The organism is Salmonella sp. SSDFZ69 (assembly GCF_004010755.1).
In the GTDB taxonomy this organism is placed as follows: Bacteria; Pseudomonadota; Gammaproteobacteria; order Enterobacterales; family Enterobacteriaceae; genus Salmonella; species Salmonella enterica.
In genome coordinates, this window is the sequence record NZ_CP034831.1 from 2,919,904 (window position 1) to 2,943,171 (window position 23,268).

Here is a 23,268-nt window from a genome sequence, read left to right on the forward strand (position 1 = left end):
TTTCCTGTGGTTCAATCTCGACAATCTTATGTCGCGGATTACGATCATGACACAGCTTACAGATAATACCTGGTACACTTCAGATTACATCTCTCCTTTACAATTATTTATTCGTCTGACACGCGGGCAATTACAGCCAGGAAAATTCTGGCGTAAAGCCAGCTTTCGTCGCAAGTTTTTAATCCGCTCATTAGTCATGCCGCGTGCGACCAGCCAATTACTGACTAATCTCACCCAATGGCCGGAGTTAAATACGTTACTTGCTCGTCAGCCGCGTTTGCCTATTCGGCTACATCGTCCTTATATGGCTGTAAATATTAAACGCGATTTCGCCTTAGACGCTCTGTGTTTTCATTATCAACAGATGCGCCAACTTTTATCGCGGGAACAACAAGTTAGCTATTTAAGTCAGTATGGCCTGAATCTTGCTAAATTTGAAACTAAAACCGGCGAGTTGTTTCAACTTGATTTAGTCAGTCTGGTCTCACTGGATAAAGAAGGTGAAAGCACTATTGTTGTTCGCGACGCACAGTTACGTATTCTGGCAGAGATCACATTTACTCTGTGTCGCTTTAACCAACAACGCACACTATTTATCGGCGGATTACAGGGCGCGGCAAACGACGTCCCTCACGAAATTATCCAGCAGGCGACCAAAGCCTGCCATGGTCTTTTTCCCAAACGCATCGTGATGGAGGCTCTCTGTCAGTTTGCGCAAGTCTTTCAGGCAGAAAAGATTATAGCTGTGAGTAACGATGCGCACGTTTACCGTAGCTGGCGATACATGGATAAAAAGACGCAAATGCATGCCGACTATGACGCGTTTTGGGAATCGTTAGGCGGTGAAAGAATTAAAGGAAATTACTATGCGCTACCGCTGGCGATCGCCCGAAAAAGCGAATCGGAGATCGCCAGTAAGAAACGGGCCGAGTATCGCCGCCGCTATGCGTTACTCGATAGCGTCGTCGAACAGGTTCCGGCCACATTCAAACGTTAATCCGCCCGGCCCCGCGCCAGCCAAACCACGCGCGAGAACATCTTTCTGAACAGCGGCGGCACGGCGTCAATTCCCCGCCGCCCGGCTTCCATCGCGACTTCAATCGCCAAATCCGGCTTTGACGAGCGGTGGATAGCTTTAGTGATAATTTTCCGGGTATTCATCGGCACATTAGGCGGAAGCTGCGCAACCCGGTGAAAAACATCGGCAAAGCCCTGACGATACATAAAATGTTCCATATCCAGCGCAGGCAGCGCCGTGAGATGTTCGCGTTCTTCTTCCCGATCGTTATTAAGCAGACTGCGGACCGTCGCGGCATATTTTTTCCCCGCTTCGTCGCCATCCACCAGGACATGCCACTCGATTCCCATACGGCGGGCGAACTTCACCAGCGGTTTCAGGCCAGACTGAGCAAACTCAATGACTTTAATGCCCTCCGCATCAAAATGATGACCACACTGACGCGCCAGCTCATTAATAACCCAGGTTTCCGTCTCGCCTTCCACCAGTAGCCAGCAACGCGCAAACAGCGACGACGCGCGATTAAAGCGGATATGAAAGGCGATGCGCCGTCCATCTTCCGCGCTTAACCCGCCCGGGCCCAGACGCCAGGCGGCGACGCGGGAAGATTCGCGCACCAGCCGTACGACATGCTCCACCGGCGTTAGCGAGAGCAATTCGCCTGAGTTGGTTGTCGCTATCCGCTGTAGCGGTAACAGATTGAGCAATTGCCAGGCGACTGAAAGCATAATGGGATGCAAACGGGTTTCCGGATCTTCCACCAGCAGTAATGGTCGCGCGTCTTTATGTAACCGCAGCGTCCCTTTCGCCTGTAACAGCGTGGAGAAAAGCCCCAGCAGGATCACCCGATGCGACCGGCTGCCCGGTTTGTCGATCATCCGATTAATAATATCCAGATAGCGCCAGCTACGCTGCTCATTTTGCGAACGTCGGCGCATGAGTCGGTGACGAGCCTGTCCTGCGCCCTGCTCTGAGAAATAGTGTTCAAGCAGTTGCACCATCGCGGACAGTCCCTGGCGAATCTGCCCGTCGGTTAAATTTTGCGGCCGGGTCGCCAGCTCACGCGCCAGAAAATCCAGCTGTCGGGCCGTGACTTCAACATCCGGCACATTGGGCACCGTACCGTTGCGAATACGTCGCATAAAGCGCGCATCGCGCAAACGTAGCACTGGCATCAGACGAACCAGGTGGCGCACCTGATCGTTAATATTTTCCACCAGTAATGGCTGCCCATCGCTATTGAGAAAACTGCGCAGCGTCATCACGCTGCCATCGGCGCCGCATTCGCCCTCTAGCCGATAAAAAATACGGTGAAAATCATCCTCGCAAGGCGACCAGCATGCTTCCAGCGCTCGATAACGACGTACCCGATGCCGCCCTGGCTGCGTTTCGCGAAAAGTCAGAATAATATGCAGGTGATGCTCGCGTCCTTTTATGTCGCCAGGCGGAAACCAGAAATCCTCACGGACAAAATGGTAGAGATCGAGTTCCGGCGACAATAACAGAGTCAGCGCATCCAGCAGGCTGGATTTGCCCCAGGCGTTTTCCCCAATCAGCACGTTGTTTTGCTCCAGCATCAACGATAGTCGGTTGATACCGCGAAATCCTACTATTTCAACGCGTTCGAGAATCATGCTTCCTCCAGAAAAACGTCACCACTCCATTAAACTCACCGCAGTATAACGGCAAATGCGTCCGCCTGGCGTGATATTCCCCCCTTTGCCTGGGGCAACTGTCTGATAAATGTACGGCTGACGGTGTCGCTTTACTGATAGTCTGGAATTCGGTAGTGTCATGTACGCTATTCAAACAATAAAAAAGGGCCCGGCTGTTCATGTTTTCAGGACTTTTAATCATTCTGGTTCCACTGATTGTGGGCTATCTCATTCCACTGCGACATAAAGCCGCATTACAACTTATTAACCGGCTACTGAGCTGGATCGTGTACCTTATTCTCTTTTTTATGGGAATAAGCCTGGCGTTTTTGGATAACCTCGCCAGTAATCTGGTGGCGATTTTTCATTATTCCGCCGTCAGTATTACGATTATTTTATTGTGTAATATCGCCGCCTTATTGTGGCTGGAACGTATCCTCCCGTGGCGTCACCATCATCAGCAGGAAAAACTGCCTTCACGTATTGCCATGGCGCTGGAGTCGCTGCAACTGTGCGGCGTAGTGGTATTGGGGTTTGTCATCGGCCTGAGCGGACTCTCTGTTTTACAGCACGCCACCGAAGCCAGTGAATATACGCTGATCTTTTTATTGTTCCTGGTGGGGATTCAGCTACGAAATAGCGGCATGACCTTAAAGCAAATTGTGCTTAACCGTCGGGGAATGATGGTCGCGGTCGTTGTCGTGGCAAGCTCATTACTGGGCGGCGTGATTAATGCGTTTATCCTGGACTTACCGCTAAAAACCGCCCTGGCGATGGCGTCAGGTTTCGGCTGGTACTCTCTTTCCGGTATTTTGCTGACGGAGTCGTTTGGACCGGTTATCGGCAGCGCGGCATTTTTTAACGATCTGGCCCGCGAGCTCTTAGCCATTATGCTTATTCCCGGTCTGGTTCGCCGCAGCCGTTCAACGGCGTTGGGCCTGTGCGGAGCGACCTCAATGGACTTTACGTTGCCGGTATTACAGCGCTCCGGCGGCGTAGAGATTGTTCCGGCGGCTATCGTACATGGCTTTATCCTCAGCCTGCTGGTCCCCCTCTTAATGGCGTTCTTCTCGGCCTGATACCTCTTTGGCGGTAGGCATCTGCCGCCAAAATTGCGCTAAATCAATCTCCTTGCACATTATGGCAGAAATCCCTTTTATCCCTTTGTTCACAGGCATAATCTTAAACATGTATATTAAATATAACTTTAAAAGGTGTGACCATGTTTTGTGTGCAATGTGAACAAACCATCCGTACACCAGCCGGAAACGGCTGCTCCTACGCGCAGGGAATGTGCGGTAAAACAGCTGAAACGTCCGATCTGCAGGATCTGCTGATTGCGGCTTTGCAAGGTTTGTCTGCCTGGGCGGTGAAGGCCCGTGAATATGGCATCATTAATCACGACGTTGATAACTTTGCGCCGCGCGCGTTTTTCTCCACGCTGACCAACGTTAACTTCGACTCTCCGCGTATCGTCGGCTACGCCCGTGAAGCGATTGCCCTGCGTGAAGCGTTGAAAGCGCAGTGCCTGAGCGTAGATGCTAATGCGCATTGCGACAATCCGATGGCCGATCTGCAACTGGTCAGCGACGATCTGGGCGACCTGCAACGTCAGGCGGCGGAATTTACCCCGAATAAAGACAAAGCCGCCATTGGCGAGAACATCCTCGGCCTGCGTCTGCTGTGCCTGTACGGTCTGAAAGGCGCGGCGGCGTATATGGAGCACGCGCACGTTCTCGGTCAATACGACAACGACATTTACGCGCAGTACCACAAAATCATGGCCTGGCTGGGCACCTGGCCTGCTGACATGAACGCGCTGCTGGAGTGCGCAATGGAAATCGGCCAGATGAACTTCAAAGTGATGAGCATTCTGGATGCCGGTGAAACCACCAAATACGGTCACCCAACGCCGACTCAGGTCAACGTCAAAGCGACTGAAGGCAAGTGCATTCTGATCTCCGGTCACGATCTGAAAGATCTCTACAACCTGCTGGAGCAGACCGAAGGCACCGGCGTTAACGTCTACACTCACGGTGAAATGCTGCCCGCACATGGCTATCCGGAACTGCGTAAATTCAAGCATCTGGTCGGTAACTACGGCAGCGGCTGGCAGAATCAGCAGGTCGAATTCGCCCGCTTCCCTGGCCCAATCGTGATGACCTCTAACTGCATTATCGACCCGACCGTAGGCAGCTATGACGACCGTATCTGGACCCGTAGCATCGTCGGCTGGCCGGGCGTTAGCCATCTTGAAGGCGATGACTTCGGGCCGGTCATTGCCCAGGCGCAGCAAATGGCGGGCTTCCCGTATAGCGAAATTCCGCATCTCATCACCGTCGGTTTTGGCCGTCAGACCCTGCTCGGCGCTGCCGATACGCTCATCGATCTGGTCAGCCGTGAAAAACTGCGCCACATCTTCCTGGTCGGCGGCTGTGACGGCGCGCGCGGCGAGCGTAACTACTTTACCGATTTCGCCACCAGCGTACCGGATGACTGCCTGATCCTGACCCTGGCGTGCGGTAAATACCGTTTCAACAAACTGGAGTTCGGCGACATCGAAGGGCTGCCGCGTCTGGTCGATGCCGGTCAGTGTAACGATGCTTACTCCGCAATTATCCTGGCGGTGACGCTGGCGGAAAAACTGGGCTGCGGCGTCAACGATCTGCCGCTATCGCTGGTGCTCTCCTGGTTTGAGCAGAAAGCGATCGTGATTCTGCTGACGCTGCTGTCATTAGGCGTGAAAAATATTGTCACCGGGCCGACCGCGCCGGGCTTCTTCACGCCGGATCTGCTGGCTATCCTCAACGAGAAGTTCGGTCTGCGTTCCGTGACCACCGTTGAAGAAGACATGAAGCAATTGCTGAGCGCGTAAGGAGGTCAATGATGACGATGCCAACCTCACAATGTCCCTGGCGAATGCAGGTGCATCACATCCGTCAGGAGACGCCGGATGTATGGACAATTGCGCTATTATGCCATGATTACTACCCTTACCGCGCCGGGCAGTATGCGCTGGTGAGCGTGCGTAATTCAGCGGAAACGCTGCGCGCCTACACCCTTTCGTCTACGCCGGGCGTCAGTGAATATATCACGCTGACCGTTCGTCGGATTGAAGATGGCACGGGTTCACAGTGGTTGACCCATGACATCAAGCGCGGCGATTACATCTGGCTGTCTGATGCAATGGGCGATTTTACCTGTGACGATAAAACAGAAGATAAGTTTCTGCTGCTCGCCGCCGGTTGTGGCGTAACGCCAATCATGTCGATGCGTCGCTGGCTGGCGAAATACCGCCCGCAGGCCGATGTGCAGGTCATCTTTAACGTCCGTTCGCCGGATGATGTGATTTTTGCCGACGAGTGGCGACAGTATCCGGTCACGCTAGTGGCGGAAAATCATGCCACGGAAGGTTTTGTCGCGGGCCGTCTGACCACGGAATTGTTACAGCGCGTACCGGATTTGGCATCGCGCACCATCATGACCTGCGGCCCGGCGCCCTATATGGATTTCGTCGAACAGGGAGTGAAAGCGCTTGGCGTAACGCGCTTCTTTAAAGAGAAGTTCTTCACGCCGGTGGCGGAAACGGCAACCAGCGGCCTGAAATTCACCAAGCTACAGCCAGCGCAGGAATTTTATGCCCCGATCGGTACAACGCTGCTGGAGGCGCTGGAGAGTAATAAAGTACCGGTTGCCGCTGCCTGTCGGGCAGGTGTTTGCGGCTGCTGTAAAACCAAAGTCGTTTCCGGCGACTATACGGTGAGCAGCACCATGACGCTGAGCGAGGCGGAGATTGCCGAAGGTTACGTACTGGCCTGCTCCTGCCATCCGCAGGGCGATCTTGTTCTCGCATAATCGGTAAACGTTCCATCGTAGGCCCGGTAAGCGTTAGCGCCACCGGGCGATTTACCACTCGCTTCATCCTTTCGCCCCTCTCTCCGCCAAAGAAAAACGTCATCGTCATCTTCAACTAAACTTGTAACCGTTATCACATTTAAGGAGATGGAGAACCATGAAACAAACCGTTGCTGCTTTCATCGCCAAAACGCTGGAACAGGCTGGCGTAAAACGAATCTGGGGCGTCACTGGCGATTCCCTGAACGGCCTGAGCGATAGTCTTAATCGTATGGGAACCATTGAATGGATGCCAACCCGCCACGAAGAGGTCGCCGCTTTCGCCGCCGGCGCACAAGCGCAGCTTACCGGCGAGCTGGCAGTGTGCGCCGGTTCATGCGGACCGGGCAACCTGCACCTGATCAATGGCCTGTTTGATTGCCACCGTAACCACGTCCCTGTTCTGGCGATCGCCGCCCATATTCCGTCCAGTGAAATCGGTAGCGGTTATTTCCAGGAGACCCACCCGCAGGAGTTGTTCCGTGAATGCAGCCACTATTGCGAGTTGGTTTCCAGCCCGGAGCAGATCCCGCAGGTACTCGCCATCGCCATGCGCAAAGCGGTGCTAAACCGCGGCGTCTCCGTGGTCGTACTGCCGGGTGACGTGGCGCTGAAACCCGCGCCTGAAAACGCCGTCACCCATTGGTACCATGCCCCGCTCCCCGTCGTCACGCCGGCGGAGGAAGAGCTGAAAAAACTGGCGCAACTGCTGCGCTACTCCAGCAATATCGCATTGATGTGCGGTAGCGGCTGCGCGGGCGCGCATGAGGAGTTGGTCGCGTTGGCGGCAAAACTAAAAGCGCCAATCGTTCATGCCCTGCGCGGCAAAGAGCACGTTGAGTACGATAACCCTTATGATGTGGGAATGACCGGCCTGATTGGCTTCTCTTCTGGCTTCCACACCATGATGAACGCCGATACGCTGATCCTGCTCGGCACCCAGTTCCCCTACCGCGCCTTTTATCCGAGCGATGCCAAAATCATTCAGATTGACATCAACCCGGGCAGTATTGGCGCGCACAGCAAAGTCGACATGGCGCTGGTGGGCGATATTAAAGCCACGCTTCGCGCCCTGCTGCCGCTGGTGGAAGAAAAAAGCAATCGTGAATTCCTCGATAAAGCTCTGGAGCACTATCGGGACGCCCGTAAGGGACTTGATGACTTAGCCAAACTCAGCGATAAAGCCATCCATCCACAATATCTGGCGCAACAAATTAGCCATTTCGCCGCTGACGACGCTATTTTTACCTGCGATGTCGGCACGCCGACCGTCTGGGCGGCCCGCTATCTAAAAATGAACGGCAAGCGCCGCCTGCTGGGCTCGTTTAACCACGGGTCAATGGCCAACGCCATGCCGCAGGCGCTCGGCGCTCAGGCCACCGCGCCGGGTCGTCAGGTTATCGCGATGTGCGGTGATGGCGGCTTCAGTATGCTGATGGGCGATTTTCTCTCGGTGGTACAGATGAAGCTGCCGATAAAAATCGTCGTCTTTAATAACAGCGTGCTGGGCTTTGTGGCGATGGAAATGAAAGCCGGCGGCTACCTTACCGACGGTACCGAACTGCACGACACCAATTTCGCGCGTATCGCCGAAGCCTGCGGCATTACCGGTATTCGCGTGGAAAAAGCCGCAGACGTGGACGGAGCGCTACAGCGCGCGTTTTCCATTGACGGCCCGGTACTGGTTGACGTGGTCGTGGCAAAAGAAGAGCTGGCGATCCCGCCGCAGATCAAACTGGAACAAGCGAAAGGCTTTAGCCTGTACATGCTGCGCGCCATTATTAGCGGCCGCGGCGATGAAGTGATCGAACTGGCGAAAACGAACTGGCTAAGGTAAAACAGTGCACATCACCTTTTAAAATCCAGGGATGTGCCATGATTGATTTACGCAGTGATACCGTTACCCGACCGGGCCGCGCCATGCTCGAGGCGATGATGACCGCCCCGGTCGGGGACGACGTATACGGCGATGACCCTACCGTTAACGCCCTTCAGCGCTACGCCGCCGACCTTTCCGGTAAAGAAGCGGCGCTTTTTTTACCCACCGGCACCCAGGCCAATCTGGTCGCGCTGCTTAGCCATTGTGAACGCGGCGAAGAGTATATCGTCGGTCAGGGCGCGCATAATTATCTCTATGAAGCTGGCGGCGCGGCGGTGCTCGGCAGCATTCAGCCGCAGCCCATCGACGCCGCCGCGGACGGTACGCTGCCGCTGGAGAACGTGGCGGCGAAGATTAAAGCGGATGACATCCACTTCGCACGCACGCGCTTGCTCAGTCTGGAAAATACGCATAACGGGAAAGTGCTACCGCGCGCATATCTGAAAGACGCCTGGACGTTTACCCGCGAACGTGGGCTGGCGCTGCACGTTGACGGCGCCCGAATTTTTAACGCGGTGGTTGCCTACGGCTGTGAGTTAAAAGAAATTACGCAGTATTGCGACTCTTTTACCATCTGCCTGTCAAAAGGTCTCGGAACTCCGGTCGGTTCGCTGCTGGTCGGTAACCGCGACTACATTAAACGCGCGACGCGCTGGCGTAAAATGGTCGGCGGCGGAATGCGTCAGGCCGGGATTCTGGCAGCGGCCGGACTGTATGCGCTGAAGCATAACGTGGCGCGTCTGCAAGAGGATCATGACAACGCCGCCTGGCTGGCGCAGCAGCTTCGCGAAGCGGGCGCGGAGGTCATGCGCCACGAAACGAATATGCTGTTTGTTCGCGTTGGCGAAGCACAGGCCGCCGCGCTTGGCGACTATTTGCGGGAACGGAATATCCTGATTAACGCCGCGCCGATTGTGCGTCTGGTGACGCATCTGGATGTCTCTCGCGAACAGCTTGCCGACGTCGTCGCCCACTGGCGCGCCTTTTTAGCCCGCTAAGGAGAGCAACGTGGCGCAACGCATTCTGGTTCTCGGCGCCAGCGGCTATATCGGCCAGCACCTGGTCTGTGCGCTAAGTCAGCAAGGGCATCAGGTGCGGGCGGCGGCGCGGCGCGTGGAACGTCTGGAAAAACAGCGCCTCGCCAACGTCAGTTGTCATAAGGTCGATCTGCACTGGCCGGAAAATTTACCTGCGCTGCTTCGCGACGTTGATACCGTTTACTATCTGGTACACGGCATGGGCGAAGGCGGCGATTTTATCGCCCATGAGCGTCAGGCGGCGCTCAACGTGCGCGACGCGCTGCGCCAGACGCCGGTTAAACAACTTATTTTCCTCAGTTCATTGCAGGCGCCGACGCATGAGCAATCCGATCACCTGCGCGCCCGCCAGCTTACGGCTGACACGCTGCGCGACGCAGGCGTGCCGGTGACAGAATTACGCGCCGGGATCATCGTCGGCGCAGGCTCCGCCGCCTTCGAAGTCATGCGTGACATGGTTTACAACCTGCCAATACTCACGCCGCCGCGCTGGGTGCGTTCGCGCACTACGCCCATCGCTCTGGAAAATTTACTCTACTACCTGGTCGGCTTGCTGGACCACCCTGCGCACGAGCATCGTATTCTGGAAGCCGCCGGGCCGCAGGTATTAAGCTATCAGCAGCAGTTTGAACGTTTTATGGCCGTCAGCGGTAAACGGCGTCCGCTGATCCCGGTACCTTTTCCGACCCGCTGGATTTCGGTCTGGTTTTTAAACGTCATTACCTCCGTGCCGCCGACTACCGCAAAAGCCTTAATCCAGGGGTTAAGGCACGATTTGCTGGCCGATGACGCCGCGTTAAAAAAGTTGATCCCCCAAACGCTTATCACCTTTGACGACGCCGTTCGCCGCACGCTGAAAGAAGAAGAAAAACTGGTGAACTCCAGCGACTGGGGCTACGACGCGCTGGCCTTCGCCCGCTGGCGTCCCGAATACGGCTATTTTCCAAAGCAGGCGGGCTTTACCGCGCAGACCCCGGCCAGCCTATCGGCGCTATGGCAGGTCGTAAATCGGCTGGGTGGCAAAGAGGGCTATTTTTTCGGCAATATTTTGTGGCAGACGCGCGCCGCGATGGACCGTCTGGTGGGGCATAAACTGGCGAAAGGCCGCCCGTCGCATACTTTGCTCAAGCCTGGCGATACGGTAGATAGCTGGAAAGTGATCATTGTCGAACCAGAAAAACAGCTCACGCTCTTGTTTGGCATGAAAGCTCCGGGCCTGGGGCGGCTTAGCTTCACGCTGCACGATAAAGGCCGCTACCGCGAAATTGACGTGCGCGCCTGGTGGCATCCACACGGAATGCCGGGCCTGATTTACTGGCTACTGATGATCCCGGCGCACCTGTTTATTTTCCGGGGAATGGCAAGGCGTATTGCCCGACTTGCAGAACAAATCACAGAAAAATGAGAAAAAGTTGCTGTATTCTTTCGTGTTTCCCATTGCATACCGACGTAATTCACGGAAGAATGCGCACGACGGTTTATTAAACACAGTGGATTGATATGAAGGTACTGGTTACCGGCGCCACCAGCGGCTTAGGTCGAAACGCGGTTGAATTTTTACGCAATAAAGGCATCAGCGTCAGAGCGACGGGTCGCAATGAAGCGATGGGCAAGCTGCTTGAAAAAATGGGCGCGGAATTCGTCCATGCGGATTTAACCGAACTGGTCTCCTCGCAGGCTAAAGTGATGCTCGCCGGGATCGACACGTTGTGGCACTGCTCCAGCTTTACCTCGCCCTGGGGAACCCAACAAGCTTTCGATCTGGCGAATGTTCGCGCCACCCGCCGTCTGGGAGAATGGGCGGTCGCCTGGGGCGTGCGCAATTTTATTCATATCTCCTCTCCCTCACTCTATTTTGATTACCACCATCACCGTGATATCAAGGAGGATTTCCGTCCGCATCGGTTTGCCAATGAGTTCGCCCGCAGTAAAGCCGCCGGTGAAGAGGTGATTAATCTGCTGGCGCAGGCCAATCCGCAAACACGTTTTACGGTGTTGCGTCCGCAAAGCCTGTTTGGCCCGCACGATAAAGTATTTATCCCACGTCTGGCGCATATGATGCACCATTACGGTAGCGTCTTATTACCGCACGGGGGCAGCGCGCTGGTCGATATGACCTACTATGAAAATGCGATCCACGCCATGTGGCTGGCCAGCCAGCCGGGCTGCGATCATCTGCCTTCTGGCCGCGCTTATAACATCACTAACGGCGAAAACCGCACCTTACGCAGCATCGTACAAAAGTTAATTGATGAACTGACTATCGACTGCCGCATTCGCTCTGTGCCTTACCCGATGCTGGATATGATCGCCCGCAGTATGGAGCGCTTCGGCAAAAAATCCGCCAAAGAGCCCCCGCTAACGCATTACGGCGTGTCAAAACTGAATTTTGATTTTACGCTCGATACAACTCGCGCGCAGGACGAGTTGGGCTACCAGCCCATCGTCACGCTGGACGAAGGCATTGAGCGCACCGCCGCCTGGCTGCGCGATCACGGAAATTTACCGCGTTAATCCTGGCCGTACTTCTCCAGTAATGCTTCGGCAATCGCCTGCGTTTCGGCATCTGCGATACCGTTCCATTGCGCCGGACGGAAGTGCATCTGGAACGCCATAATCACCCGCTGCTGCTCGCGTGCCGTCATATCGGCTTTGACTTCATAGCCATAGCGCGAGAGTAACGCAAGCACCGTTGCGGTATCGACTGGCGTATACGGCGTGCGTCCAGCCAGATAAAACGCCACACGCTGGGCGTCAGGCCAGGCGCCAATCCCCTGCGCCGCCAGCTCGCGCCACGGGAAGCGCGGGCCGGGATCGTCTTTACGCTGCGGCGCGATATCCGCATGGGCCACCACATTCTGCGGTTTGATGTTATAGCGCGCGATAATATCCTTCGCTAACGGAATCAATGCCTGAATTTGCGCGGATTCAAACGGCGCGAAAGATTTCACCCCGCCGGACATTTGCCAGCCGCGATTTTCCAGCTCAATGCCAATAGACGTATCATTGAGACGCGTGGCGCCTCGCCAGAAACTGACGCCCGCATGCCAGGCCTGATCCTGTTCCGGCACCAGTTGCCAGATGCGCGGTTTACCGCCATATAATGGCGGGGTTGCGGGAATCAGGTAATGCGAACTGACGTTGCGGCCCGTTAACGTCGCCAGCGAAACGTCAAAGTTTTCCGCCGTATAGTGAATCACCAGGACTTTAATGCGCGGATAGGCCGCCTGCGCCCGATGTCGGGTATCAAGCTGATATCCCACTTTGTCGATAATTCCTTTTTCGCTCGCGCAGCCTGTTAACAGCAACGCGAGACCCACCAGCCACAGTAGCGCTCTCATCGGCGCGTTTTCACCGCCGTTCCGCTGACGCTGACCATCAGCATACTGCCATCCTTGCCGACAGTTTCGTAATCAATATCGATGCCTACCACCGCATCGGCGCCCAACGCTTTAGCCTGCTCGCCAAGTTCCTGAAAAGCGATTTCACGCGCTTTACGCAGCTCTTTCTCATACGCGCCGGAACGTCCGCCGACGATATCCCGAATGCCGGCGAAAAAATCGCGGAAAATATTGGCGCCTAAAATGGCTTCGCCCGTTACCACACCGCAATACTCCACGATGCTTTGTCCTTCCAGCGTTGGGGTTGTTGAAAACTGCATAGTGAATCTCCCGGGTTAGCTAAGGACACGATCTCAAACGCATTATCAAGCTGATACGCTATCATTGAAAGGATATAATTGATTATCGTAGATCGGTTTTTGCTCGATCGCCTATAAGGAAATCATCATGCGCTATTCTAAACTCTCTTTGCTCATCCCGTGCGCGCTTCTGCTTAGCGCCTGTACGACCGTCACTCCCGCCTACAAAGATAATGGCCCGCGTATCGGCGCGTGTGTGGAAGGCGGCCCGGACAGCGTGGCTCAACAATTTTACGACTACCGTATTCAACACCACAGCAATGATATCGCCGCGCTTCGCCCCTACTTGAGTGATAACCTGGCGAAATTGCTGACCGACGCCAGCCGCGATACGGAGCACCGCCAGTTGATGAGCGGCGATCTGTTCTCCAGCCGCGCTACGCTGCCGGATAGCGCCAACGTCGCCAGCGCATCAACCATCCCGAACCGAGATGCGCGCAACATTCCTCTGCGGGTAGCGTTAAAACAGGGCGATCAAAGCTGGCAGGATGAAGTGCTTATGATTCACGAAGGCTCATGCTGGGTGATTGACGACGTTCGCTATCTGGGCGGAGATGTCCATGCCCCTGCCGGTACGCTGCGCCAGTCGATAGAAAACCGTTAACAGACAGTATTCCCCGCTTTTGCACTCATAACCCCGTAAATTGTCTGGCATTCTGCCCGGGATGCCGACAATTCTTCTTACCTACTATTCCTCCTGCTATTTTGTGCTATGTTTAGGGAAGAATGTGGGATATATTTAACTTTTAACGCATAAATATTGCATAACTATTCTGCGAAAGGTACTATCTGCGGCTTCAATAGCTATCAGACTGCCTGTATACGAGTGTCAATGAGTATTCAATTAAACGGCATTAATTGCTTTTACGGCGCGCATCAGGCGCTGTTCGATATCACGCTGGATTGCCCCGAAGGCGAAACGCTGGTGTTGCTTGGCCCAAGCGGGGCGGGTAAAAGTTCGCTGCTGCGTGTACTCAATCTGCTTGAGATGCCGCGCTCCGGCACTCTGACTATCGCCGGGAACCATTTTGACTTTACGAAAACGCCGTCCGATAAGGCGATTCGTGAGCTACGTCAAAATGTCGGAATGGTCTTTCAGCAATATAATCTTTGGCCGCATCTCACCGTTGTGCAGAATCTGATTGAAGCGCCCTGCCGCGTACTGGGTCTGACAAAAGATCAGGCGCTGGCGCGCGCAGAAAAGCTGCTGGAGCGTTTACGTCTGAAGCCATATAGCGATCGTTATCCGTTGCACCTTTCCGGCGGTCAGCAGCAGCGCGTCGCGATTGCCCGCGCGCTGATGATGGAGCCGCAGGTGCTGCTGTTTGATGAACCGACCGCCGCGCTGGACCCGGAAATTACCGCTCAAATCGTCAGCATTATTCATGAGCTGGCGGAAACGAACATTACTCAGGTGATCGTTACGCATGAAGTCGAAGTGGCGCGTAAGACCGCCAGTCGTGTGATTTATATGGAAAATGGTCACATCGTCGAGCACGGTGATGCGGGTTGCTTTGCCCACCCTCAGACCGAAGCGTTCAAAAACTATCTCTCTCACTAAGATTCGGGACAATGACAATGAAAAAAGTTCTGATTGCCGCGCTAATTGCAGGCTTTAGCCTTTCCGCTACAGCAGCCCAGACCATTCGTTTTGCGACCGAAGCGTCCTATCCGCCGTTCGAATCGATGGATGCTAATAACAAGATTGTCGGCTTTGACGTCGACCTGGCCAACGCGCTATGTAAAGAGATCGACGCCTCCTGTACCTTTACCAATCAGGCGTTCGACAGCCTGATCCCCAGCCTGAAATTCCGCCGTTTCGACGCTGTAATGGCGGGAATGGATATCACGCCGGAACGTGAAAAGCAGGTGCTGTTTACCACGCCATATTACGACAACTCCGCGCTGTTCGTGGGTCAGCAGGGCAAATACACCAGCGTCGATCAACTGAAAGGCAAGAAAGTCGGCGTACAGAACGGTACGACGCACCAGAAATTCATCATGGATAAGCATCCGGAAATCACCACCGTACCGTATGACAGCTATCAGAACGCGAAGCTGGATCTACAAAATGGCCGTATCGACGCTGTTTTCGGCGACACGGCGGTCGTGACCGAATGGCTGAAAGCCAATCCTAAGCTGGCGCCGGTCGGCGATAAAGTCACCGATAAAGATTATTTCGGCACCGGTCTGGGTATCGCGGTACGTCAGGGCAACACCGAGCTGCAGCAGAAATTCAATACTGCGCTGGAAAAAGTGAAGAAAGATGGGACTTACGAGACCATCTATAACAAATGGTTCCAGAAGTAATCTTTGATGAACGAATTTTTTCCTTTAGCAAGCGCCGCCGGGATGACCGTCGGCCTTGCCGTCTGCGCGCTGATCATTGGCCTCGCGTTAGCCATGTTCTTTGCCGTCTGGGAGTCCGTAAAATGGCGCCCGATTGCCTGGATAGGCTCCGCGCTGGTCACTATTTTGCGCGGCCTGCCGGAAATTCTGGTGGTGCTGTTTATCTATTTCGGCTCCTCGCAACTCCTGCTTACGCTGTCTGACGGGTTTACCCTCCATCTCGGCTTTACACAGATCCCGGTGCAAATGGAGATTGAGAACTTTGACGTCAGTCCGTTCCTGTGCGGCGTGATTGCGTTGTCCCTGCTGTATGCGGCCTATGCGTCGCAGACGCTACGCGGCGCGCTGAAAGCCGTTCCGTCTGGTCAGTGGGAGTCGGGTCAGGCACTGGGATTATCAAAGACGGCGATTTTTTTCCGTCTGGTGATGCCGCAGATGTGGCGTCACGCCCTGCCAGGACTGGGTAATCAGTGGCTGGTGTTGCTAAAAGATACGGCTCTGGTCAGCCTTATCAGCGTTAACGATCTAATGTTGCAGACCAAAAGTATTGCCACACGCACCCAGGAACCGTTTAACTGGTACATTATTGCGGCGGCTATTTACCTGGTCATTACGCTGATCAGTCAGTACATTCTCAAACGCATAGACCTGCGCGCAACACGTTTTGAGCGGAGGCCGGACTAATGCTTGAGTACTTACCTGAACTGCTAAAAGGGCTACACACCAGCCTGACGCTGACCGTGGCTTCTATTGCCGTCGCTTTGGTGCTGGCGTTAGTTTTTACCATCATCCTGACGCTAAAAACGCCGTTCGTGGTGTGGCTGGTGCGCGGCTATATCACGTTGTTTACCGGTACGCCGTTGTTGGTGCAAATTTTCCTGATCTACTACGGACCCGGTCAATTCCCGACACTGCAAGAGTATCCGCTACTCTGGCATCTACTGTCTGAACCGTGGCTGTGCGCACTGATCGCGTTGTCGCTAAACAGCGCCGCTTACACGACGCAGCTATTTTATGGCGCGATTCGCGCGATTCCGGAAGGTCAGTGGCAGTCCTGCGGCGCGCTGGGGATGAGTAAGAAAGATACGCTGGCGATTTTGTTGCCCTATGCGTTTAAACGCGCCCTCTCCTCCTATTCTAATGAGGTGGTACTGGTCTTCAAAAGTACCTCGCTGGCCTATACCATCACCTTGATGGAGGTCATGGGGTACAGTCAGTTGCTCTATGGTCGTACCTACGATGTGGTGGTATTTGGCGCGGCAGGCGTAATTTACCTGGTCGTCAACGGTCTATTGACGCTGATGATGCGTTTGATTGAGCGTAAAGCCCTGGCGTTTGAGCGGCGCAATTAACCAGGCAGGATAAGGCATTCTCGCCGCCGTTCGACAATGGTCAGATGGCGCTGCTCTTATCAAGCCTACGATGCATAATATTGAATAAACCCGACGGACAAGTGGTTAACTTGTCCGTCTTTTTTTATCCATTTTAAAATATTTACTCATTTTTATTGCATACAAATTCAATTGATGGCATTGTAAATCTATGCCGCAGACACGGCGCATAATCATAAGATTACGGGAGTGACATCATGAAAAAGTTAGTTCTGGCTGCATTACTCGCCTCTTTCGCCACTGGCAGCATCGCCGCTGAAAAAATCAATTTCGGGGTTTCCGCCACCTATCCCCCGTTTGAATCCCTGGATGCGAGTAATAAAATTGTGGGCTTCGATATCGATCTGGCAACCGCATTATGCAAGCAAATGCAGGCAGAATGTACTTTTACCAATCATGCTTTCGATAGTCTTATCCCGGCGCTGAAATTCAGAAAATATGATGCCGTCATTTCCGGAATGGACATTACCCCGGAGCGCAGTAAGCAGGTCGCCTTTAGCAATCCCTATTATGCGAACTCCGCGCTGGTGATTGCCAAAAAAGACACCTATAAAACCTTTACCGATCTAAAAGGTAAGCGTATCGGTATGGAAAATGGCACCACGCATCAAAAATATCTCCAGGATAAACATCCGGAGGTCAAAACCGTGGCCTACGACAGCTACCAGAATGCGATTATCGACCTGAAAAATGGCCGTATTGACGGTGTCTTTGGCGATACCGCAGTGGTCAATGAGTGGCTGAAAACGAATCCGCAACTGGGTCCGGCAACAGAGAAAGTGACCGATCCGCAATACTTCGGTACCGGACTTGGCATCGCGGTGCGCCCGGACAATAAGGCGTTGCTGGAAAAACTGAATAATGCGCTGGCCGCCATTAAAGCGGACGGCACTTATCAGAAAATCAGCGATCAGTGGTTCCCGCAGTAAAACGTATGTGATTAGCCCACCGTGTTGCGAAATGGCAGTATAAATACCTTATTCAGCCCACGGGCCGCTATCGGAAACTATCCTGGCCTGATAAGCGCAGCGCCATTGAGCATTCTACAGTTTGTCATCAGTCTCAAAGGCCTGCATCAACAGGCGATTCGGACTAATACTTGCCGGGTGACGCTAACGCGTACCCGGCTTACAACATTGTTACGTTTTTAGATAACATCCAGACCCAGACGGCGATACTGCTCCGCCGGAGCATCATTTTCTTTCATCAAACGGATAAGTAAGTTGATCATCCTTGCTTCGATGGCCTCATCATGAATAGGATGTTGCTGCTGCGGATCGTCTCTGAGATCAAACAAGAGATGACCAAAGCTATTCACACCTTTATATTTTTCCCTGGCCGGAATACGTAATACCTGAAGCCCTTTAGTAAAGTTAAACGGAGGTGCCAGAGATAATTTTCCCAGTTCATCCACATCATAACGCGCATTCATCTTGATCGGCATTAACGTGTAGTTCGCAATGTCATGCTCACGCCCCGGCTGCGCGGCCCGCATATAAACATAGCGTCCGTCGGTAACATTAACATGTCCGCTAAACACGCCAAACAGCGCGCCTTCCCTGACGGGTTCATCACTGGCAATGACTTTCGCCAGCGGTTGGCCCTGCATATCTGCGGGAATAGGTTGCTGAAAATAATCCAGTAGCGTTGGCGCCCAGTCAATCATCTGCACCAGCGACTGCCGTCGCGCTCCGCTTACCGCGCTGCGTGGGTCCCAGATAAACAGCGGGTTATTCGCCACCTCGTTATAATAGGGCATTTGATTTTTAGCCCACCAACCGTGCTCCCCCAGCAAGAAGCCGTGATCGGTACCGACAATCAGCATCGTATCGCGCCAGAGATCGTGTTCATCCATCAGATCAAGGATACGTCCCAGATTGCGGTCGCACATGGAAACCAGGGCCCGATAACGACAGCGAATATGCGCTATCGCCTCCTCACTTTCACTGACTTTGCCGCGCGGCCAGTCATAATGCGGGCCTTGCCACTCATCGTCATAGAGCGATAAATATTCCTCGGTGGTATAAAACGGCTCATGCGGATCAAACGTCTCAACCTGCAATAACCAGTTATCTTCGGCATGATTTTTATGGATAAAATCGCACCCTGCGTCAAAAACTTTCGTCTGGGGAAAATCGGCTTCCTGCTGGATGTATTCGCGGTTCGCCCAGTCATGACGCCATAGCCCGGAAACGCCGCCTCCGGTTTGTTTTTGTGGAACGCGCAGTACTTCCGGAATGGGCGGCTCGCCAACGCTCGCCTTCCAGTGATCGCCCTCCTGACCGCGTACTACGTCCCAGGAGCTATAGCGGTTATGGTAGTTACCGCCGCCGTCTTCCCAGTAATGCAGATGATCGCTGATAAGATGGGTGTAGATCCCCGCTTTTTTCAATAATTCCGGCATGGAATCATCAAAGGGTTCCAGCGGCCCCCACTCACGATGCAGAAAGTTATAGCGCCCGGTGTGCAGTTCCCGACGGGCTGGCATACAGGGCATACTGCCGACATAACTATTGTCAAAGGTGGCGGCATGTGCCGCCAGGCGTTGAAAGTTAGGCGCTTTCGTTAGCAAATCACCATAGGGCGGCAAATAGTTTTTATTCAGACTGTCAAACAGCAGAATAATCGCTTTCATGACTCACCCTCATTTGTTGAGCAGGTGCGGAAAATTTTTCTCTACCACATCGTAAATCTGTTTGCCTATTGATTCGCCATCCATGATATTTTCAATGGGAATGAGATATTGTCCGTGTTTAGGATCGAGGCTAACAACATCAAGCAATTTTTTCGAAATCGCATAAATATCTGCCCAGTCGGTAAATCCACCGACCTCTCCCGCGGCCGTATGCTCCATATCAAAAGAGAAGTCATATTTTGCTAACGCTTTTTTAACAACAGTCTGTAACATTACGCTACTGCCTACGCCATAACCGCATACGAATAAAATATTTACAGAATCTTTCATAATAAAATCCTTTATATAAACCGAATCAATTAAATGGAATAAGGACCAAGATGGAACGTTGAAGCAATAAATTTCAGTAATTCACAAATTGCAGGCCACAGAGTCGCCCAGTCAAATATTCCCGTCCAGCCAACACCTTCTTTTGCCAGCCCGGTTAAAGGAATGGCCCATACCGTACCGAAAGTCTGAATAATCCCTAACAGGAAAGTACAAATAATAACGGAACGATATCCCCCCATTCGGTTGGCTAATACGCCGATGGGACCGCCGGAAAAGAAGAGCGGAACAAAACCAGGCAATACCATAATAGGGCTATGGATGAGCAGCAGAATGCCCATGGAAAAAATCGTGCCGAAGGTACAAAAGACGAATCCCAGCGTAGCCGCGTTCGGCGAAAAAGGTAATAAAGCAGCAACATCCACAGCCGGTATAGCGTTAGGAATAAAGCGATCCTGCCATCCTTTAAACGAACCGTTAATTTCGCCTACCATCATCCGCACGCCCTGCAGCAAGATGACCATATACATAGAGAATTGCAGGCCCAGATTGATGATATAGATATACCAGGGTTTGCCTTTCGCCATTAACTGTACGTTATCGATCCCTGTCGCCAATAGAAAACCGCCAACGAAGAGCGTCATCACAATGGCGATTGCCGTCACGTTGTGGTTAAAAATGGCTAACCAACCGGGAAGTTTCAGGTTTTCGGCGTCATGCTTTTCCGGATCGCCGAATTTATGCGCGAATTTCGAGAAAAACCACAGTCCCAGCATCTGGTTATGCGCAATGGTAAAACCGGCGTTATTGGTCACTTTGGCAATGGGTTTAACAATAAGCGTAGTTGAAAACGCCCAAAAGACCCCGGTCAATACCCCGGCAATCACAATGGATTGTACCCAACCGAACCCCAGCCAGAAGACGATTAACCACAGTACCGCCTGTGAATGAGAGACCCCGGTATTACCGGTAAGAAATATACCTTTTGCGCCGGTATAACGGCCAAATAAAACTAATAACAGGTTAGTAAAAAACGCCAGTACAAAAACGTATCCTACATAGCCGAAATTATCGCCCAGCGCTATTTGCGTCGCGGCTTTCATGGCGTATGAATCCATTAAGTATCCATGCACGCCATAAGCTTTGCTGACTGCCTCTGCAACCGGTTTAAAAGTGGCTGAAAATTGAAAGCCGCCAAATAACACCATCATCAAACCGACCATCGCGCTGATCATACCGGTGATAATTTTTATAGGCGTCTTTTTATCCAGCGCATAGCCAACACCGACTAATATCCCAATTAATATTGCCGGTTCAGTTAAAAACGTTTGAATAACATCTATAAATTTGGCAAACATCGTCTGAACGCCCTCCATAAGCGTGCCTATTCGTTGTCATGATTGACCCCTTTACTGACGTTACGTATTGCTTCGCTGATGCTATTGAAAGTTACCCGATAAACCACCTTGTCTAATTTTGCCTTACACGCACTGTAATAATCAAAATTAGTCATTAAAAGATTTAAAGTGATTATTTGTGATTTGATTTGCAAAAATAGGGTAATATATAACCACGATCGATCGGAGTTTTTTATCGATCGATCATGGTTATTATTATTTATGGATAATTAGATAGTTAATATAGATATTTTGTATGTCTGGCTTTTGGCGCTACAGCCTGCAAAGCAGTGTTAACACTTCATAATGCGCGGTATGCGGGAACATATCGAAAAGCTGAACACGTTGAATACGGTAGTTCGGCAGATGACGAATATCCTGCGCCATCGTCTGCGCGTTACAGCTTGAATAAATAATAAAACGCGGCGCCATTTGTGCAAGGTAATCGCACAACGGCTTGCCAATGCCGCGGCGGGGAGGATTCACCAACACCAGGTCGGGCGTTTCACCTTGGGCGGTGGCGAATTGGGTGGAATCCAACGCCTGGAAATGAAGGCGGGTCAATCCCAGCTCGGCAGCGGATTGCTTCGCGCAGGCAATCGCCTCCGGCGCGATCTCAATACCGGTTAATTGCATCTGCGGCGTCGCGCAGTGCAGGCCGAATCCGCCCACTCCGCAAAAAAGATCCCACATATGGCGTACCGGCAGTTGCCCTACCCAGTCGCGCGCCGTCGCATATAATCGGCTGGCGACCGTAGGGTTGGTCTGAAAGAAACTTTGCGGACGAATCCACAGCGGCACATCGTTAAAACGTTCCGCCAGCGCCTGCTGATCCGTCAGGTAGATTTCCGTCTCCCCTTCCATAATCGCCATATGTACCGGCTGAATATTTGCGGTGATCACTCTGAGCTGCGGCAGTTGCGCACGCAGCCACGGTAACGCCGCGCGCAGTTGCGTAAGTTTGGTTTCTGAACGCAACACGAAGCGTAGCATCATGCCGCCATCGAACTGACTTTCCGTCAGCAACAGGTATTTCAGTTCGCCACGTTTTCGCGCCACGTTATAAGGCGTGAGTCCGGCACGGGCAATAAAAGGTTTTAGCGCGCTGAATACGGGGGCAAAGGAGGCGGGATACAGCGGGCAGCCGCAAAGATCGACTGGCGTACCGTCGCGATGCAGCATCCCGAAGAGCGGTTTTTCTACACTACCGCTCACGACCATTTTCGCTTTGTTGCGGAAATGCTGTTCCGGGCCGCCAGTCGGCGCGCACCACTGTTCAACAGGCAGCCCGGCGAGCAAACGATGTAAATCGGCTGTTTTTGCGGAAAGTTGTTCGTTAACCGACTGCGTAATCCATTGACAGGAACGGCAGCGACCCGCGTCATAGAGTGCGCACTGCATACCAAAAAACCTTCATATTATCCGGGGCGACGATTATACACATTATTGCAGCCGGAAGAACCGACGGCTGGGAGCGGGAATAAACAGCAGAAACAGAATTAAAAGATCGGGGAGTTTTTGCATGACCAGGGAATGCAGGATATCACGCTTCGATTCTCCCGCGATGCTAAACAACTCCGGATACCCGTAGCCTAACGACGCCGCCCACAGATATCCGCTCACAATAATTTGTGTCGCCAGGTACACCCAGCGCGCCCAGCTACGGCCTTTCACCAGCGAAAACGCACAATAAATTTCAACAAAGACCAGCACTAAGCTGGCCAGAAAGACAAGGGTTAAGCTCCACGTCTGCACGCTGCGATGAATAAACTCGCCCATCCCGCGTATGCCGAGGGTATTCATAATCATCAGCACATCGAGACCGCGAATCAAAATAATCGCCATAGCCGCAACCTGCACCAGCGTAGGCACATTTAAACGGGCATGTGATGAGGTTGATTGCTTTATAAATCCCAATGAATGTCTTCCCTGAAAATGATGCCGCGACCCGCGCGGCAACGCATTACCATAGTGGAAGATTTTAGT

General features: G+C 53.0%; 22 protein-coding genes. 14 read left to right on the forward strand and 8 right to left on the reverse strand.

Annotated features, from left to right (window positions below):
* Positions 1 to 46 precede the first annotated feature (46 nt).
* Positions 47 to 997 (forward strand): VirK/YbjX family protein, encoded by a 951-nt coding sequence (locus EOS98_RS14670; RefSeq protein WP_001617140.1) that lies wholly within the window; start codon positions 47 to 49, stop codon positions 995 to 997.
* On the opposite strand, the gene EOS98_RS14675 is transcribed toward EOS98_RS14670, so the two are convergent.
* Positions 994 to 2,652 (reverse strand): ATP-dependent endonuclease, encoded by a 1,659-nt coding sequence (locus tag EOS98_RS14675; RefSeq protein ID WP_000599765.1) that lies wholly within the window; start codon positions 2,650 to 2,652, stop codon positions 994 to 996. The two genes, EOS98_RS14670 and EOS98_RS14675, sit on opposite strands and share 4 nt — an antisense overlap.
* Before the next feature lie 200 nt (positions 2,653 to 2,852).
* On the opposite strand from EOS98_RS14675, the gene EOS98_RS14680 reads away from it, so the two are divergent.
* From EOS98_RS14680 to EOS98_RS14710, 7 genes are all read left to right on the forward strand, one after another.
* A complete protein-coding gene (locus tag EOS98_RS14680) occupies positions 2,853 to 3,752 on the forward strand; it encodes a lysine exporter LysO family protein (RefSeq protein WP_000491118.1) in 900 nt (299 codons plus the stop codon).
* Positions 3,753 to 3,895: 143 nt separating this feature from the next.
* Complete coding sequence (gene hcp, locus EOS98_RS14685; protein WP_000458776.1) at positions 3,896 to 5,548, forward strand: hydroxylamine reductase; 1,653 nt, start codon at positions 3,896 to 3,898, stop codon at positions 5,546 to 5,548.
* Positions 5,549 to 5,559: 11 nt separating this feature from the next.
* Positions 5,560 to 6,528, forward strand: a complete 969-nt coding sequence (hcr, locus tag EOS98_RS14690; protein ID WP_000178698.1) for an NADH oxidoreductase — start codon at positions 5,560 to 5,562, stop codon at positions 6,526 to 6,528.
* Positions 6,529 to 6,685: 157 nt separating this feature from the next.
* On the forward strand, positions 6,686 to 8,404 hold the full coding sequence (gene poxB / locus EOS98_RS14695; RefSeq protein ID WP_127821179.1) for a ubiquinone-dependent pyruvate dehydrogenase: 1,719 nt from the start codon (positions 6,686 to 6,688) through the stop codon (positions 8,402 to 8,404).
* Positions 8,405 to 8,442: 38 nt separating this feature from the next.
* Positions 8,443 to 9,444 carry a low-specificity L-threonine aldolase gene (gene ltaE / locus EOS98_RS14700; protein WP_000566346.1) on the forward strand — a complete coding sequence of 334 codons (1,002 nt, stop codon included), beginning with the start codon at positions 8,443 to 8,445 and terminating at the stop codon, positions 9,442 to 9,444.
* A gap of 10 nt (positions 9,445 to 9,454) precedes the next feature.
* Complete coding sequence (locus tag EOS98_RS14705; protein WP_000068995.1) at positions 9,455 to 10,888, forward strand: SDR family oxidoreductase; 1,434 nt, start codon at positions 9,455 to 9,457, stop codon at positions 10,886 to 10,888.
* A 95-nt stretch (positions 10,889 to 10,983) separates the two neighbouring features.
* Complete coding sequence (locus EOS98_RS14710) at positions 10,984 to 11,997, forward strand: NAD-dependent epimerase/dehydratase family protein (protein WP_000866904.1); 1,014 nt, start codon at positions 10,984 to 10,986, stop codon at positions 11,995 to 11,997.
* On the opposite strand, the gene EOS98_RS14715 is transcribed toward EOS98_RS14710, so the two are convergent.
* Both EOS98_RS14715 and EOS98_RS14720 read right to left on the reverse strand, forming a co-directional pair.
* A complete protein-coding gene (locus tag EOS98_RS14715) occupies positions 11,994 to 12,824 on the reverse strand; it encodes an N-acetylmuramoyl-L-alanine amidase (protein ID WP_126524165.1) in 831 nt (276 codons plus the stop codon). The genes EOS98_RS14710 and EOS98_RS14715 overlap by 4 nt on opposite strands.
* Positions 12,821 to 13,144 carry a heavy metal-binding domain-containing protein gene (locus EOS98_RS14720; RefSeq protein WP_001160725.1) on the reverse strand — a complete coding sequence of 108 codons (324 nt, stop codon included), beginning with the start codon at positions 13,142 to 13,144 and terminating at the stop codon, positions 12,821 to 12,823. The genes EOS98_RS14715 and EOS98_RS14720 overlap by 4 nt, the downstream gene beginning before the upstream one ends.
* 127 nt (positions 13,145 to 13,271) lie before the next feature.
* On the opposite strand from EOS98_RS14720, the gene EOS98_RS14725 reads away from it, so the two are divergent.
* From EOS98_RS14725 to artJ, 6 genes are all read left to right on the forward strand, one after another.
* Positions 13,272 to 13,787, forward strand: coding sequence for a lipoprotein (locus tag EOS98_RS14725; protein WP_001270724.1), 516 nt, complete (start codon positions 13,272 to 13,274; stop codon positions 13,785 to 13,787).
* A 228-nt stretch (positions 13,788 to 14,015) separates the two neighbouring features.
* Positions 14,016 to 14,744 (forward strand): arginine ABC transporter ATP-binding protein ArtP, encoded by a 729-nt coding sequence (gene artP, locus EOS98_RS14730; protein WP_000027186.1) that lies wholly within the window; start codon positions 14,016 to 14,018, stop codon positions 14,742 to 14,744.
* 17 nt (positions 14,745 to 14,761) lie between these two features.
* Positions 14,762 to 15,493, forward strand: coding sequence for an arginine ABC transporter substrate-binding protein ArtI (gene artI / locus EOS98_RS14735; RefSeq protein WP_000756586.1), 732 nt, complete (start codon positions 14,762 to 14,764; stop codon positions 15,491 to 15,493).
* A 6-nt stretch (positions 15,494 to 15,499) separates the two neighbouring features.
* The gene (gene artQ, locus EOS98_RS14740; RefSeq protein ID WP_001001677.1) at positions 15,500 to 16,216 is read left to right on the forward strand and encodes an arginine ABC transporter permease ArtQ; all 717 of its coding nucleotides are present in this window, start codon (positions 15,500 to 15,502) and stop codon (positions 16,214 to 16,216) included.
* Positions 16,216 to 16,884: an arginine ABC transporter permease ArtM gene (artM, locus tag EOS98_RS14745; RefSeq protein ID WP_000895396.1), complete on the forward strand. Its 669-nt coding sequence runs from the start codon at positions 16,216 to 16,218 to the stop codon at positions 16,882 to 16,884. Before artQ ends, artM begins: the two co-directional genes overlap by 1 nt.
* Positions 16,885 to 17,120: 236 nt before the next feature.
* Positions 17,121 to 17,852: an arginine ABC transporter substrate-binding protein ArtJ gene (gene artJ, locus EOS98_RS14750; RefSeq protein ID WP_000737538.1), complete on the forward strand. Its 732-nt coding sequence runs from the start codon at positions 17,121 to 17,123 to the stop codon at positions 17,850 to 17,852.
* Between the two features lie 218 nt (positions 17,853 to 18,070).
* Here the strand turns inward: artJ and EOS98_RS14755 are convergent, their stop codons facing one another.
* From EOS98_RS14755 to EOS98_RS14775, 5 genes are all read right to left on the reverse strand, one after another.
* Entirely contained in the window at positions 18,071 to 19,558 is a 1,488-nt protein-coding gene (locus EOS98_RS14755; protein WP_023205695.1) for a sulfatase, read from the reverse strand.
* A gap of 9 nt (positions 19,559 to 19,567) precedes the next feature.
* Positions 19,568 to 19,888, reverse strand: a complete 321-nt coding sequence (locus EOS98_RS14760; protein ID WP_000655399.1) for a PTS sugar transporter subunit IIB — start codon at positions 19,886 to 19,888, stop codon at positions 19,568 to 19,570.
* Positions 19,889 to 19,917: 29 nt separating this feature from the next.
* A complete protein-coding gene (locus EOS98_RS14765) occupies positions 19,918 to 21,261 on the reverse strand; it encodes a PTS sugar transporter subunit IIC (protein ID WP_000399323.1) in 1,344 nt (447 codons plus the stop codon).
* 294 nt (positions 21,262 to 21,555) lie between these two features.
* The gene (rlmC, locus tag EOS98_RS14770) at positions 21,556 to 22,683 is read right to left on the reverse strand and encodes a 23S rRNA (uracil(747)-C(5))-methyltransferase RlmC (protein ID WP_001149792.1); all 1,128 of its coding nucleotides are present in this window, start codon (positions 22,681 to 22,683) and stop codon (positions 21,556 to 21,558) included.
* Between the two features lie 42 nt (positions 22,684 to 22,725).
* Positions 22,726 to 23,199 (reverse strand): YbjO family protein, encoded by a 474-nt coding sequence (locus tag EOS98_RS14775; RefSeq protein ID WP_000505788.1) that lies wholly within the window; start codon positions 23,197 to 23,199, stop codon positions 22,726 to 22,728.
* Positions 23,200 to 23,268 lie beyond the last annotated feature (69 nt).

Coding starts and splice junctions, on each gene's coding strand:
- EOS98_RS14670 (WP_001617140.1), top strand. CDS start 47: ATGACACAGCTTACAGATAATACCTGGTACACTTCAGATTACATCTCT.
- EOS98_RS14675 (WP_000599765.1), bottom strand. CDS start 2,652: ATGATTCTCGAACGCGTTGAAATAGTAGGATTTCGCGGTATCAACCGA.
- EOS98_RS14680 (WP_000491118.1), top strand. CDS start 2,853: ATGTTTTCAGGACTTTTAATCATTCTGGTTCCACTGATTGTGGGCTAT.
- hcp (WP_000458776.1), top strand. CDS start 3,896: ATGTTTTGTGTGCAATGTGAACAAACCATCCGTACACCAGCCGGAAAC.
- hcr (WP_000178698.1), top strand. CDS start 5,560: ATGACGATGCCAACCTCACAATGTCCCTGGCGAATGCAGGTGCATCAC.
- poxB (WP_127821179.1), top strand. CDS start 6,686: ATGAAACAAACCGTTGCTGCTTTCATCGCCAAAACGCTGGAACAGGCT.
- ltaE (WP_000566346.1), top strand. CDS start 8,443: ATGATTGATTTACGCAGTGATACCGTTACCCGACCGGGCCGCGCCATG.
- EOS98_RS14710 (WP_000866904.1), top strand. CDS start 10,984: ATGAAGGTACTGGTTACCGGCGCCACCAGCGGCTTAGGTCGAAACGCG.
- EOS98_RS14715 (WP_126524165.1), bottom strand. CDS start 12,824: ATGAGAGCGCTACTGTGGCTGGTGGGTCTCGCGTTGCTGTTAACAGGC.
- EOS98_RS14720 (WP_001160725.1), bottom strand. CDS start 13,144: ATGCAGTTTTCAACAACCCCAACGCTGGAAGGACAAAGCATCGTGGAG.
- EOS98_RS14725 (WP_001270724.1), top strand. CDS start 13,272: ATGCGCTATTCTAAACTCTCTTTGCTCATCCCGTGCGCGCTTCTGCTT.
- artP (WP_000027186.1), top strand. CDS start 14,016: ATGAGTATTCAATTAAACGGCATTAATTGCTTTTACGGCGCGCATCAG.
- artI (WP_000756586.1), top strand. CDS start 14,762: ATGAAAAAAGTTCTGATTGCCGCGCTAATTGCAGGCTTTAGCCTTTCC.
- artQ (WP_001001677.1), top strand. CDS start 15,500: ATGAACGAATTTTTTCCTTTAGCAAGCGCCGCCGGGATGACCGTCGGC.
- artM (WP_000895396.1), top strand. CDS start 16,216: ATGCTTGAGTACTTACCTGAACTGCTAAAAGGGCTACACACCAGCCTG.
- artJ (WP_000737538.1), top strand. CDS start 17,121: ATGAAAAAGTTAGTTCTGGCTGCATTACTCGCCTCTTTCGCCACTGGC.
- EOS98_RS14755 (WP_023205695.1), bottom strand. CDS start 19,558: ATGAAAGCGATTATTCTGCTGTTTGACAGTCTGAATAAAAACTATTTG.
- EOS98_RS14760 (WP_000655399.1), bottom strand. CDS start 19,888: ATGAAAGATTCTGTAAATATTTTATTCGTATGCGGTTATGGCGTAGGC.
- EOS98_RS14765 (WP_000399323.1), bottom strand. CDS start 21,261: ATGGAGGGCGTTCAGACGATGTTTGCCAAATTTATAGATGTTATTCAA.
- rlmC (WP_001149792.1), bottom strand. CDS start 22,683: ATGCAGTGCGCACTCTATGACGCGGGTCGCTGCCGTTCCTGTCAATGG.